This is a genomic window from Candidatus Omnitrophota bacterium (genome assembly GCA_028717245.1).
Classification (GTDB): Bacteria; Omnitrophota; Gorgyraeia; order Gygaellales; family Profunditerraquicolaceae; genus JAGUYA01.
On record JAQUOD010000005.1, the window covers coordinates 52,390 to 65,058 of the forward strand.

14 protein-coding genes are annotated in these 12,669 nt (G+C 45.0%); all 14 read left to right on the forward strand.

Annotation, left to right across the window (positions count from 1 at the left end):
• Positions 1–37: 37 nt before the first annotated feature.
• The 14 genes from PHV44_04270 (at position 38) to PHV44_04335 (ending at position 12,667) form a co-directional block, all read left to right on the forward strand.
• A complete protein-coding gene (locus tag PHV44_04270) occupies positions 38–454 on the forward strand; it encodes a hypothetical protein (protein ID MDD5592497.1) in 417 nt (138 codons plus the stop codon).
• Positions 455–476: 22 nt separating this feature from the next.
• Entirely contained in the window at positions 477–941 is a 465-nt protein-coding gene (locus tag PHV44_04275; GenBank protein MDD5592498.1) for a TIGR00725 family protein, read from the forward strand.
• Positions 938–2,017: a glutamine-hydrolyzing carbamoyl-phosphate synthase small subunit gene (gene carA / locus PHV44_04280; GenBank protein MDD5592499.1), complete on the forward strand. Its 1,080-nt coding sequence runs from the start codon at positions 938–940 to the stop codon at positions 2,015–2,017. The genes PHV44_04275 and carA overlap by 4 nt, the downstream gene beginning before the upstream one ends.
• A 3-nt stretch (positions 2,018–2,020) precedes the next feature.
• Positions 2,021–5,314 carry a carbamoyl-phosphate synthase large subunit gene (carB, locus tag PHV44_04285; GenBank protein ID MDD5592500.1) on the forward strand — a complete coding sequence of 1,098 codons (3,294 nt, stop codon included), beginning with the start codon at positions 2,021–2,023 and terminating at the stop codon, positions 5,312–5,314.
• Positions 5,286–5,678, forward strand: coding sequence for a secondary thiamine-phosphate synthase enzyme YjbQ (locus PHV44_04290; protein MDD5592501.1), 393 nt, complete (start codon positions 5,286–5,288; stop codon positions 5,676–5,678). The genes carB and PHV44_04290 overlap by 29 nt, the downstream gene beginning before the upstream one ends.
• A gap of 136 nt (positions 5,679–5,814) precedes the next feature.
• Positions 5,815–6,615 carry a DNA-formamidopyrimidine glycosylase gene (gene mutM / locus PHV44_04295; GenBank protein MDD5592502.1) on the forward strand — a complete coding sequence of 267 codons (801 nt, stop codon included), beginning with the start codon at positions 5,815–5,817 and terminating at the stop codon, positions 6,613–6,615.
• A 1-nt stretch (position 6,616) separates the two neighbouring features.
• Positions 6,617–7,300, forward strand: a complete 684-nt coding sequence (locus PHV44_04300; protein MDD5592503.1) for an isoprenylcysteine carboxylmethyltransferase family protein — start codon at positions 6,617–6,619, stop codon at positions 7,298–7,300.
• Between the two features lie 4 nt (positions 7,301–7,304).
• The gene (locus tag PHV44_04305) at positions 7,305–8,165 is read left to right on the forward strand and encodes a dihydroorotate dehydrogenase electron transfer subunit (protein MDD5592504.1); all 861 of its coding nucleotides are present in this window, start codon (positions 7,305–7,307) and stop codon (positions 8,163–8,165) included.
• A 112-nt stretch (positions 8,166–8,277) separates the two neighbouring features.
• Complete coding sequence (locus tag PHV44_04310) at positions 8,278–9,429, forward strand: glycosyltransferase (GenBank protein MDD5592505.1); 1,152 nt, start codon at positions 8,278–8,280, stop codon at positions 9,427–9,429.
• A 97-nt stretch (positions 9,430–9,526) separates the two neighbouring features.
• On the forward strand, positions 9,527–9,886 hold the full coding sequence (locus tag PHV44_04315; GenBank protein MDD5592506.1) for a sulfite exporter TauE/SafE family protein: 360 nt from the start codon (positions 9,527–9,529) through the stop codon (positions 9,884–9,886).
• 1 nt (position 9,887) lies between these two features.
• Positions 9,888–10,823, forward strand: a complete 936-nt coding sequence (locus tag PHV44_04320) for a dihydroorotate dehydrogenase (protein MDD5592507.1) — start codon at positions 9,888–9,890, stop codon at positions 10,821–10,823.
• Positions 10,820–11,524 carry an orotidine-5'-phosphate decarboxylase gene (pyrF, locus tag PHV44_04325; protein ID MDD5592508.1) on the forward strand — a complete coding sequence of 235 codons (705 nt, stop codon included), beginning with the start codon at positions 10,820–10,822 and terminating at the stop codon, positions 11,522–11,524. The genes PHV44_04320 and pyrF overlap by 4 nt, the downstream gene beginning before the upstream one ends.
• Positions 11,525–11,537: 13 nt before the next feature.
• Positions 11,538–12,137 carry a hypothetical protein gene (locus PHV44_04330; GenBank protein ID MDD5592509.1) on the forward strand — a complete coding sequence of 200 codons (600 nt, stop codon included), beginning with the start codon at positions 11,538–11,540 and terminating at the stop codon, positions 12,135–12,137.
• A 5-nt stretch (positions 12,138–12,142) separates the two neighbouring features.
• Complete coding sequence (locus PHV44_04335; protein MDD5592510.1) at positions 12,143–12,667, forward strand: DUF2764 family protein; 525 nt, start codon at positions 12,143–12,145, stop codon at positions 12,665–12,667.
• Positions 12,668–12,669 lie beyond the last annotated feature (2 nt).

Consider the following 12,669-nt stretch of genomic DNA (forward strand, 5'->3'; position numbering starts at 1 on the left):
AAATTCGCCAGATTCATTTTAAAGGGAGGTAGCCAAAATGATGGATAAGAAAATAAAAATATGTATGTTTATTATAGGTTTATTAGATTTGATAATAGGGGCGCGTTTAGTATTATATTGCGGCAACCTGCTTACTCATTTTATATTACATCCAAAAGAAATGGAAAGTTTTGTTATTGGGCCATTAATTGCCTCACCGTTTTTTATTTCTATAGGCTTTTTTATATTCTGGGCTGGTATTCAATCTTTAAGACTAAAAACAAGTGCAAGAAAATATAATTTAATTATTTATTCTTGGGGATTATATTTATCAGTTCCAATTGGATTACTCTTTGCTATTCTTGCTCGCGCAGAACCTTTATTTAAGAGGATATTATGTATCGTTCCAGCGTTAGTTTGTTTACTTATTATTCTTTTTCTTACCCGCCCTAGGATAAAAGAACAGTTTAAATAACGCTGATTAATTTTTAGAAGATATGCGTAAAAAGGTGGTAGGGGTGATTGGGGGGCATGAGTGTACGAAGGAAGTGGAGCAGATAGCCCAAGAATTGGGTAAAAAGTTGGCAAAAGTGGTGGATATTCTGGTTTGTGGGGGCTTAAGTGGAACGATGAAGGCGGTTTGTCAGGGTTTTAAGGTTGGAGAAGGCCTAACTATAGGCGTTCTACCAGGTTACGATAAGCACGATGCCAATGTTTTTGTAGATATAGCTATCCCTACAGGTATGGGTTTAGCGAGAAATGTTTTAGTGGTAAAGAGCGCGGATGTGGTGGTTGCGCTTCCCGGGGAAGCAGGGACGCTTTCTGAGATTGCTTATTGTATACAGTTTGGCATACCAATAATCAGTCTTCATTCTTGGGATATAAAAGGTGTAATCAAAGTGGCGACAGCTGAGGAGGCAGTAGATAAAGTCAAACAACTCTTAAAGGAGAGCAAGCAATGAAGGCAATTCTGATGTTGGAAGATGGTAAGATTTTTACGGGTGAGAGTTTGGGCGCAGAAGGAGAAAGGATTGGCGAGGTAATTTTTAATACCGCAGTAGTGGGTTATCAGGAGATGATCACTGACCCGGCTAATGCCGGCAAGATTTTGGTCCTTACTTATCCTTTAATCGGTAATTACGGAGTCGCGCCAAAGTTCAATGAGTCCAAAAATATTTGGCTTTCCGGCCTGGTAGTGAAAAATATTTCGCGCGTCTATTCTAACTGGCAGGCAAAGGGGAGTTTGGAAGATTTTATGATCGCGCATAAGCTGGTAGGGATTAGCGCAGTGGATACGCGCACTTTAGCCGTGCATTTAAGGCAAAAGGGTTCTCTCTTCGGGATAATTTCTACTCAGAATTTTGAAAGTAAGGAACTCTTAGCCAAGATAAATACCTTTAAAAAGAAATCCATAGAGAGCCTATTGCCTAAAATTTCCGTTACAAGACCCCTGCACTTGGGCAAGGCCAAGGCAAAGCAAAAAATAGCTATCTTGGATTTGGGTATCGCTAATAGTATCATCAGGCAACTGGAAGCGCTGGGTTTTTCTCTCACAGTTTTGCCTTATAATACTCCGGCAGCGGAAATCCTGCGCCACAAACCTAAGGGGTTGATTATTTCAAACGGCCCCGAAGAAGACCCGGCCTTAAAAGAAGTGGCTAATAATATCAAGCCTCTGATTAATAAGCTGCCTATGCTAGGAATATCTACCGGCCATCAGGTCCTGGCAGCGGCGTTGGGTGCTAAGATAACTAGGTTAAGGCTGGGGCATCGCGGCGTCAATTATCCTATAAATAACCCCGTTTCTTATAAAGGCGAGATCACCGTGCAGAACCATGCCTGCGTAGTAGACGCTGATTCGCTCCATAAAATAAAAGAGATAAAGATTACGGCGCGTAACCTCAATGACCGCAGCGTCGAAGAAATAGAGAGCCGGAAACTGAAAATTATCGGTATCCAGTATTATCCGGTGAGCCCCGGTTTTGATGAGATAAACAACGTGTTTAATAGATTTATGAAAATGTTAAAAAAGGAGTAACAGATGCCCCGGCGTAAAGATCTTAAAAAGGTTCTTATGATTGGTTCAGGCCCGATTGTCATCGGGCAGGCCTGTGAATTTGATTATTCCGGCTCTCAGGCCTGCAAGGCCCTGAAAGAGGAAGGTTACTTTACGATTTTAGTCAATTCTAACCCGGCGACGATTATGACTGACCCGGGCTTGGCGGATATTACCTATATAGAGCCGCTGAATGTAGATGTAGTGACTAAGATTATTGCTAAAGAGCGGCCGGATGCCATCCTGCCGACTTTAGGCGGGCAGACCGGATTAAATTTGGCCTTCTTTCTGATGAAGGAAGGTATTTTGAAAAAATACGGGGTAGAGTCTATCGGGGCATCAGTGGAAGCGATTGCTTGCGCCGAAGACCGCGAGCTCTTTAAGAAGGCCATGCAGGAGATCGGTATAGACGTGCCTAAAAGCGGCATTGCTACTACAGTGGAAGAAGGGATGAAGATCGGCCTGAACATCGGTTTTCCTTTAATCCTGCGGCCGGCTTATTGCTTAGGCGGTAGCGGCGGCGCCACAGCTTATAATAAGGAAGAGTTAGAAAAATTCCTCGACAAAGGTTTAGAGACCAGCCCGGTGCATCAAATTCTGGTGGAGCAGTCTGTTTTGGGCTGGAAAGAAATTGAATTTGAAGTCATGCGTGACTGCGTAGATAACGTGATTATGATTACCTCCATGGAGAACGTTGACCCCATGGGTGTGCATACCGGAGATAGCATTGTAGTTGCGCCCAGCCAGACCCTGACTACTGAAGAATACAATAATTTTGTTAATCTTTCCAAGAAGATAATCCGCAGAGTCGGTATCACCGGCGGCGGTGCGAATATCCAGTTTGCCCAGAATCCCGAGAACGGCCACATTGTGATTATTGAAGTCAACCCCAGGCTTTCGCGTTCCTCTGCTTTGGCCTCTAAGGCCACCGGATTTCCTATTGCCAGAGTAGCGACAAAGCTGGCTGTGGGCCTGACGCTGCCGGAAGTAATGAACCAGATTACCGGGAAGACTACTTCTTTCTTTGAACCTACCGTAGACTACTGTGTTTTTAAAATCTGCAGGTTTACTTTTGAGAAATTCCCACGGGCAGAGCGCCTGCTGAATACCTCGATGAAAGCAGTGGGTGAGGCAATGTCCATCGGCCGTAATTTTAAAGAGGCCCTGCAAAAAGGCATCCGTTCGACGGAGATCTCCCGCTTTGGTTTTGGCGCAGACGGCAAGGATAAGATTACCGATGAGATGCTCAAGAAGCCCCAGAACGGTTTGCTGAAAATTATCAAGGATAAAATCCGCATCCCTAACGATGAGAGGCTATTTTATATCAGATACGGACTTAAGGCGGGTTTATCGGTCAAAGAAATATACGGCCTCTCTAAGATTGACCCCTGGTTTATTGAAAATATGAAAGAGTTGGTAGAGATGGAGGAGAAAATCAAAAAGTTTAAGCATAACCAGCCTAAAGATGAGCTGGACATGCCTTTAGAGCTGCTTAAAGAAGCCAAGCAGGACGGTTTTTCCGACAAACAACTGGCTTATCTTTTAAACTCCAGCGAAGAAAAGGTGCGCGAATTGCGTAAGAAAGAGGAGGTTACGGCAGTGTATAAATTAGTGGATACCTGCGCCGGAGAATTCCCGGCCAAGCAGCCTTATTTTTATTCTACTTATGAGACCCAGGATGAGGCGCGGCCCAGCAAAAATAAAAAGGTAGTGATTTTAGGCGGCGGGCCTAACCGCATCGGCCAGGGTATTGAATTTGATTATTGCTGCTGCCATGCTGCTTATGCTTTGAAAGAGGAGGGCATTGACAGTATTATGGTTAACTGTAACCCCGAGACAGTCTCTACTGATTATGATACTTCGGACCGGTTATATTTTGAGCCGCTCACCCGGGAAGACATCCTGAATATCATTGAAGTAGAGAAACCCATCGGAGTAATTGTGCAGTTTGGCGGCCAGACCCCGCTTAACCTGGCCATACCTCTACGCAAGGCCGGAGTAAACATTTTAGGTACCAGCGCGGAGAATATCGATATTGCCGAAGACAGGCAGCGTTTTAAGGAGATGCTCCATAAATTAAATCTCCTGCAGCCGGATAATGGCACGGCCTTCACTTTCCAAGAGGCGAAGCAAGTGGCGCAGAAAATAGGCTATCCGGTTTTAGTGCGGCCCTCTTATGTCTTAGGTGGCCGGGCCATGGAGATTGTCTATGATGAATCCACCTTAGAGCGCTTCATTAAAGAGGCGGCTGAAGTTTCCGGAGAGCATCCTGTGCTCATTGATAAGTTTTTAGAGGATGCCATTGAGGTGGATGTAGATATGATTGGTGACGGCGAAACCTTTGTCATCGGCGGAATAATGGAGCATATTGAAGAAGCCGGCATCCATTCCGGAGATTCGGCTATGGCGCTTCCTACTTATACCTTACCAGGCGGAATATTAGAGAAGATCAGGGAAGCGACTTACAAAATGGCCAAGGAGCTAGAGGTCGTGGGCCTGATGAATGTACAGTATGCAGTAAAAGAGGATAAAGTCTATGTCTTAGAAGTTAACCCCAGAGCCTCCAGGACCATACCTTTTGTTTCTAAGGCCATCGGCGTTCCTTTGGCAAAACTAGCTACTAAAGTTATCTTAGGAGCCAAACTAAAAGATTTGGGTTTTACCAAAGAGATTATACCTAAGCACGTTGCGGTTAAGGAATCAGTATTTCCTTTCAGCCGTTTCCCCGGGGTGGATATTATCCTGGGCCCGGAAATGAAATCTACGGGCGAAGTAATGGGCATAGATGCGGATTTTGGCCGGGCTTATATTAAGAGCCAGATTGCCGCAGGCCAGAATCTACCGCGTAAAGGAAATGTCTTTATCTCTGTGCGGGATAAAGATAAAAGGGCAGTGGTATTTATTGCCAAGAAACTGCGGGATTTGGGATTCCATATCTATGCTACTTCCGGAACGGCCATCGGTTTAGAGAAGAATGGCATTAAAGTTTTAGTGCTTCCTAAGATAGCTGAAGGCAGGCCCAATATCCTGGATTTGATGAAGGACGGTAAAATTCAACTGGTGATTAATACGCCGTCGGGCAGGGTCCCGCGGCAAGATGAGGTGAAGATCCGCTCACAGGTCATTCTTTACAACATACCTTATACTACCACTATCTCCGGAGCGCAGGCTACCGTCAACGGCATTGAGGCCTTAGCCAAAAAGGACTTAGGGGTAAAATCGCTGCAGGAATACCATAAAAAAGGAAAAAGTGGAAAAGATAAGCGTAAAAACAAATAGCCGTATCGAGTTAGTGGATATTACGGAGAGAATCCAGGCAATAGTATCTAAAAGCAAAGTTAAAGATGGCGTGTGTTTTCTCTTCTGTCCGCATACTACTGCCGGGCTGACTATCAATGAAAACGCAGATCCGTCGGTCAGGCAGGATATTATCCGTGCCCTGAATAAGCTCATCCCGGAAAATGCCGGATACACGCATAGTGAAGGCAATTCCGATAGCCATATCAAGGCAGCGCTCTTTGGTTCTTCCCTAACTATATTTATTGAGAGTGGCCGCTTGGCATTCGGCACTTGGCAGGGGATATATTTTTGCGAAGGCGACGGACCGCGCTCCAGAGAGGTCTGGGTTAAAATTTTAAGTTAGCACCTGGTGTGAATCCAATCGGGCACCAGGTGCGAATTCAAGATTGTACCAGGTACAAGATTAGATTTGGAAACGGTACAAGATTAGTTTCGCACCTGGTACGAGATTAGCTCGGCACCTAGTGCAAGGAGAAGAAATGCCGGAGTTACCGGAAGTTGAGACCATAAAAAGGGAATTAGAAAAAGCAGTCCTGGGCAAGAAGATTACCGAGGTCTATGTGCATCGTGCTGTGGTTATTCGTCAACCCTCTGTAAAGAGATTTAAGCTGGGCTTAACCGGCGCCAGCATTAAGCATATCTTGCGTAAGGCCAAGGTTTTGATTTTGGAGCTTTCTAACGGTAAGGCCCTGGTTATTCATTTGAAGATGACCGGCCAACTGGTTTATCCGGGTAATGATAAAGCCAGCCGGGTGAGTTTTAAATTATCCGGCGGTAAAACCCTGGATTTTAACGACCAGAGATTATTTGCGGAACTGCGGCTGATGGATGATTGGCGCAGCTTAAAATTTATCCAGGGATTAGGCCCGGAGCCGTTTGCTATAACCGCGGAAGAATTCAAAGGCATGCTCAGCAGTAAAAAGACTAAAATCAAACCACTGCTTTTGGACCAAACATTTATTTCCGGCATAGGCAATCTCTATGCTGCGGAAGCGCTCTTTCGGGCCGGGATTCATCCTGAACGGCCCGCGTCTTCTTTAACAGATAGAGAAAAAGCTTTGTTATTTCGGGAAATAAAAGATACTTTATCCGAAGCTATAAGATACAAAGGTTCCTCGGTAGACCAATACGTGCAGTTATCGGGTGAACCCGGAGACTACGCGCAATATCATAAGGTATATGGCCGCGAAGGTAAGCCTTGTTTGGTCTGCAAAACACCGATTAAAAGGATGGCCTTAGGCGGCAGGGGGACTTATTTCTGCCCGAGGTGCCAGCGCTAAAATGAAAAAACGCCTGAAGATAAACGGACTGATTATGTTTCTGGCAGTTGTTTTGATCCTGGCTTTTCCTAAGATATTTTTCCGGCGGCCGCAGGCACTTTTCTGGGACGGATTCGCCAATATCTGCGGTATTGCGCTTATTCTTTTAGGCCAGATTTTTCGGGCCTCTGGCCGGGGTTACAAATCCGCAAATTCCCAAAATAGCCGCTCTTTGATTGAGCGGGGGCCTTATACCCTGGTGCGTAACCCCATGTATCTGGGTATACTTTTAACCGGGCTGGGGGTTGTACTTGCGCTCTTTAATTTCTGGGCGCTGGTTATTTTCCTGTGCGTTTTTATTGTACGCTACATCTTCCTTATCTTTCAGGAAGAAAAGAAACTTGTAGCAGTGTTTGGCCAGGCGTACCAGGATTACCAGCAAAGAGTCCCCCGCCTTATCCCTGCTTGGGGCGCGCTATTAAAGAAAGATATCGCAGAATACCTTCCATTAAAAACGCTCTGGCTAAAAAAAGAAATAGGCTCAATATTAGCCGTGCTTTTTGTTGTTTTTTTGATAGAGGGTTGGAACGATGCGCTCAGCATGGGTTTAAGTATGTATCTACGCAAAACAGTATTAACCTTAAGTGTCATTATCGTATTCTCAGGCCTGATTATTTATTTGCTCAAAAAGACAGGTGAACGGTAAAAAGATGCTTCAAATCAAGGCAAAAATACTTTATAATAAAAGGATTAAGGGTAATTATTTTCAACTGGTCCTGGGAGCTTCGCAGATAGCCAAAGAAGCCCAGCCAGGACAATTTGTGAATATCAGGGTAAACGGCGGCGCTTTTGAACCGCTGCTGCGCCGGCCCTTTAGTATCCATAAGGCCTCAAGAGGTAGCATAGAGATTCTTTATGAGGTGCTGGGTGAGGCGACGCAGATTTTATCAACTCGCAAGGCAGGGGAATATTCAGATGTGATTGGGCCATTAGGGCATGGTTTTAATTACAGCTTACAGCTTACAGCTTACAGCTTACGGATATTAGTTGCCGGCGGCATGGGAGTCGCGCCGCTTTTATTCCTCGCGGAAAAAATACAGAGGTGTCAAAGTGTCCCTGCCTGTCCGGCAGGCAGGAAAGTGTCAAAGTATCAAAGTATGGTATTAATAGGAGCTAAGACAAAATATCAGCTTTTCTGCGAAAAAGAGTTTAAAGATTTAGGTTGCGCAGTAAAAATCGCCACTGACGACGGCTCAAGAGGTTTTAAGGGCAAGGTTACTGAGTTGTTAAAACATATTCTACCAACGACCAACGACCAACGACCAACGACCATATACGCTTGCGGCCCAAGGCCGATGTTAAAACAAGTTGCGTTGATTTCTCAAAAACATAAAATTCCCGGTCAGATTTCTTTAGAAGAACATCTGGCCTGCGGCATAGGTGCGTGTTTAGGTTGCGTAGTGAATACGACAGGAGGTTTTCAGAGAGTCTGTAAAGAAGGCCCGGTCTTTAGCGCTGATAGTATAATCTGGTCAAATGAAGACGAGACTTATGGAGCGAAGCGAACGTAAGTCTCTGTCTGAATTTGACCCGCCAAAGTTCTGTGGCGGGTTTAATTCGCACAATAACTTACTCACACTTTGTGCTCGTAAGTTATCTGCTCATTAAAAAAGGAGGCAGACAATGGCGTCCTTTAATCCCTTTGTTTCCATCATTATACCCGTAAAGAACTTTGAGCGCACCATTGAGAAGACCTTTGAATACCTGCTCGCCGTGGATTACCCGCGGGACTCCTGGGAATGGGTGATTGCCGACGGAGGTTCTACAGATAAGACCGTAGAAATTATAGAAAGTTGGCGCAAAATCTACCCTTTCATTAAGTTAGTCCAAATCCCTAATTGTCCATCTCCGGGATTTGCCCGTAACAAAGCCTTGGAAGCAGTAAAGGGCGATTTTCTTTTTTTTACTGATGCTGATTGCGCGCCGGATAAGAACTGGATAAACGAGATGCTCAAGCACTTTAGCCGTGACCCGCAGATTGCCGCCGTGGGAGGCGAAGTCTTCACCTTAAAAGTCGACCCCAACAATCTGGTAGAGGCCTGGTGCCAGCACTTCCGTTTCAATATGGTCTCTCCCCGCTACGGTTTTATTCAGGAGGGGTACTACCCGGAATTCCCCAGAGACCCTGAGCCCTCGGATATCGGCGGGCATAAGGCTTATTTTTTCGGTACTTGTAATGTCGCTTACCGCCGCAGTGCCATGCGCGAGATTGGGGCTAAATTCTGGGAGAGGCCCACTGGCGAAGACATGGATTTAAGTTATCAGCACCGCCAGGCAGGCTGGAAATTTTATTTTGCGCCTAAAGCCAAAGTCGACCATATGCACCGCGCAGATTTAAAGGCCCTGCTTCGGGTCTGGGTGACCTATGGCCAGGCGCATTTGCCTTTAATCCAGAAGTATGTGCGTAAAAATAACTTGGAGATTATCCTGCAATTTTTAAAAGGCAACCCTTCATTTGTGCTGCCCTTTCCTCTAAAAGGGTTTATTTATTTGGGTAATTTCCATATGTTACATATTTTTGCCCTGCTTTTTATCTTGGGCGTGGTAGGCAATTTTATCTGGCTAGGCGTATTTTGGAAAATCTTTACGCTCGCCTCTTTATTTTTGACCATATATTTTCTCTATCAGTATGTAAAGTGGAACTTTGGCATGGAGCCGAAGGATAAATTCTTTACCTGGTGCAGGATGAAATACCTGACTAATTTGAGTTTTATCCGCGGGGGGCTTAAGGGTCTTAGTAAACATAAGGTATTATGTATTGAGCCGAGTTTTTAGAAGCGGCGTCAAAGTATCAAGGTGTCAATGTGTCAAAGTGTAGATTTTTTGATACTTTGATACACTGACACTTTGACACAACATTAGGAGAAATATAATGAATCAGATTTTATATATAATTTTAGGCATAGTCGCTGGTATCTTCGGAGGGATGTTTGGCATCGGCGGAGGAACTATTCTTATCCCGGCTTTGGTTTATCTCTTCGGGTTGACACAGCATCAGGCGCAAGGCACAACCTTGGCTATTATGATTCCTCCTATCGGGCTCTTGGCAGCACTGCGTTATTATTATAGCGGTAACGTAAAGTTGGGTATGGCCGGGTTCATCTGCCTGGGGTTTTTTATCGGCGGGTTAATCGGCGCAAACTTTGTGCAGAATTTATCCGACCCGCTCCTGAAAAGATTATTTGGCATATTCCTGCTTTTCGTTTCTATCCAGATGATTTTAAGCAAATAAAATGCAAAACAAACTTTCCGTGAATATAGGTAACTTGAAACTCAAGAACCCGGTGATGGTTGCCTCAGGTACATTTGGTTATGCCGATGAATTCCGGGGCTTTATGGATTTAAAAAAACTGGGCGCGATTGTCACCAAGACCATTACCTTAAAGCCCCGCCAAGGCAACCTGCCCCCGCGCACCTGTGAAACTCCCGCGGGCATGCTTAACTCTATCGGCTTAGAAAATCCCGGGCTTATAGTTTTTCTGGCAGAGAAATTACCCCAGTTGAAAAAGATAGGCGTGCCGATAATTATCAGCATTGCCTCTGAGGATAACCCGGATGAATTTATCAGCCTTGCAAAGCGTCTGGATAAAGTCAGGGGAGTCGCGGCGATAGAGCTAAATATTTCCTGCCCTAATGTTAAAAATCCCAAATCCCAAATCCCAAATCCCAAACTAATCTCTCAGAATCCAAAAGCAACTTATAATTTAGTCAGGCAGGTGCGCAAGGTTACCAGCAAGACTATTATTACCAAGCTTTCCCCTAATGTTACCGATATCGCCGAAATCGCTTTGGCAGCTGAAAGAGCCGGCAGCGACGCGGTTTCTTTAATAAATACGCTTACCGGCATGAGCATAGATATAAAAACGAAGAAACCTAAGATCGCAAGCGTTACGGGAGGTTTAAGCGGTCCGGCAATTAGGCCGGTTGCGGTGAGGATGGTCCGGGAGGTTTATCAAAAGATTAAAATCCCTATCGTCGGAATGGGTGGTATAATGGATACCAAAAGCGCACTGGAATTCTTTATTGCCGGGGCAACGGCAATCAGCATAGGCACGGCGAATTTTATTAATCCCAAGGTAACCATGGAAATAATCCAGGGTATAAAGGAATATTTGATTACCAATAAAATAAAAGATATTAAAATACTGAGCGGGAGCCTTAAAACATGAAACCAGCGAACAGCGAACAGCGAACAGCGACCCAACTGATTCTCGCCCTGGACGTAGATAACCCTAGAGAGGCGCTACGTTGGGTAAAGTTGCTTTATCCGAAAGTAAAAATTTTTAAGGTGGGTTTAGAGCTTTATACAGCAGGCGGCCCCAAGATTATTCGGGCTATCCGTAAAACAGGGGCGAGCGTTTTTTTGGATTTAAAATTTAATGATATCCCTAACACCATGGCAAAAGCAGCTAAAGAGGCATTAAAGCATAAAGCAGCCATGTTTACAGTGCATACCTTATCCGGGCCAACCGCGCTTAAGGAGGTTAGCAATATCTGCCGCGGAAGCCATACTAAGGTCTTAGGGGTAACCCTGCTCACCAGTATCTGCGGCCGTTTCCTGAAAGATTTAGGAATTAATAAGCCAGTGTCGAGTGAAGTCCTGTATTTAGCCAGAATGGCAAGAAGATGCGGCTTAGACGGCGTGGTCTGCTCTGTGCAGGAGGCAAGGATAATCAGGAAACGCTTAGGCAGGAATTTTATTATTCTTACTCCCGGGATAAGGCCAGATGGTTTTATAAAAGAAGACCAGAAAAGGATTGCCACGCCCAAAGACGCAAGGGAAGCCGGTGCAGATTTTATTGTCGTCGGCAGGCCAATACTTAAAGCAAAGAATCCAAGACAGGTAGTAGAAGAGATATTGACGGGATAGACAGGAGAACGCCATGGCAGAAGACATTAAGTCGTTAATAGACAAAATAAATCAGGAAGGCATAGCTGCAGCTGAGAAGAAGGCTAAAGAAATAGAAGAGAAAACCAGGCAGGAGGCAGAGCGGGTTTTAGCTAAAGCAAAACGCGAGGCTAGCAGCCTCTTGAATAACGCGAAAGAGCAGATTCTTAAGATGCGCGAAGAAGAAAGGGCCTCGCTTACGCAGGCTGGCAGAGACCTTCTGCTTACGCTTAAGCAGGAGGTCAATATCATGTTGCAAAAAATCATCGTCAGGGAATTGCGCGATATGCTGACGCCAGAAAATCTCTTTAAAATTTTAAGCAGCGCCATCAAGGGTTCCTGCGTAAAGGAAAAAACAGATATCATAATTTCCCTTAATAAGGAAGACCTGAAGGCCCTAGAGAGCGGCTTTTTAGCCAAGCTTAAGGCAGAGACCAAGAAAGAAATACTTTTAAGGCCTTCGGAGAGTATCGGCGCGGGATTTGTCATCAGCTTTGATGCCGGTAAATCGCAGTTTGATTTTAGCGAAAAGGCCCTGGCCGAATATATCGGGGCATACCTTAAGCCAAAACTGAAAGAAATCCTAAAGAGTTAGAAAGCATGCCGGATTTATATCCTTATCTTATCGCAAGTTTACCCATGCTGCATTTTGGCGCGCCAGCGCATATTTCTTTTGAGCAGTTTCTTTTAAAATGCCAAGAACTCATCCCGCAGGATGATTTTACGCTATTAGAGAGTCTTCCCTTACAATGCGAATATAAAGGGGCCCAGGCAACCATAAGAAGATGGGTGGATTTTGAGATTATGCTGCGCAATGAATTAGTAAAGTTAAGGGCCAGCCGTAAAAGAATAGACCCGGCTAAATACCTGCGGCCCGACGGATCTGCAGGAGCTATACTTTATCATGTGGCTCTGGCTGCGCAAAGGAATCCTTCGCCCCTTGAAGGCGAGAGGATATTGGCCCTGGCAAAGTGGGATTTTTTAGAGGAGTTGTCATTCGGGCACTATTTTGATCTGGATTTTCTGATTATTTATGCCTGCAAGCTCTTGATCCTGGAGCATTGGGAGAGGATTAAGTCAGCAGATAAGAATAAAATACTTACTGAGGCCTTAGCCGGAAATTAACA

What these genes read in the sequence shown, in the direction of transcription:
- PHV44_04270 (MDD5592497.1), top strand. Translation starts at nt 38, where the DNA reads ATGATGGATAAGAAAATAAAAATATGTATGTTTATTATAGGTTTATTA.
- PHV44_04275 (MDD5592498.1), top strand. Translation starts at nt 477, where the DNA reads ATGCGTAAAAAGGTGGTAGGGGTGATTGGGGGGCATGAGTGTACGAAG.
- carA (MDD5592499.1), top strand. Translation starts at nt 938, where the DNA reads ATGAAGGCAATTCTGATGTTGGAAGATGGTAAGATTTTTACGGGTGAG.
- carB (MDD5592500.1), top strand. Translation starts at nt 2,021, where the DNA reads ATGCCCCGGCGTAAAGATCTTAAAAAGGTTCTTATGATTGGTTCAGGC.
- mutM (MDD5592502.1), top strand. Translation starts at nt 5,815, where the DNA reads ATGCCGGAGTTACCGGAAGTTGAGACCATAAAAAGGGAATTAGAAAAA.
- PHV44_04300 (MDD5592503.1), top strand. Translation starts at nt 6,617, where the DNA reads ATGAAAAAACGCCTGAAGATAAACGGACTGATTATGTTTCTGGCAGTT.
- PHV44_04305 (MDD5592504.1), top strand. Translation starts at nt 7,305, where the DNA reads ATGCTTCAAATCAAGGCAAAAATACTTTATAATAAAAGGATTAAGGGT.
- PHV44_04310 (MDD5592505.1), top strand. Translation starts at nt 8,278, where the DNA reads ATGGCGTCCTTTAATCCCTTTGTTTCCATCATTATACCCGTAAAGAAC.
- PHV44_04315 (MDD5592506.1), top strand. Translation starts at nt 9,527, where the DNA reads ATGAATCAGATTTTATATATAATTTTAGGCATAGTCGCTGGTATCTTC.
- PHV44_04320 (MDD5592507.1), top strand. Translation starts at nt 9,888, where the DNA reads ATGCAAAACAAACTTTCCGTGAATATAGGTAACTTGAAACTCAAGAAC.
- pyrF (MDD5592508.1), top strand. Translation starts at nt 10,820, where the DNA reads ATGAAACCAGCGAACAGCGAACAGCGAACAGCGACCCAACTGATTCTC.
- PHV44_04330 (MDD5592509.1), top strand. Translation starts at nt 11,538, where the DNA reads ATGGCAGAAGACATTAAGTCGTTAATAGACAAAATAAATCAGGAAGGC.
- PHV44_04335 (MDD5592510.1), top strand. Translation starts at nt 12,143, where the DNA reads ATGCCGGATTTATATCCTTATCTTATCGCAAGTTTACCCATGCTGCAT.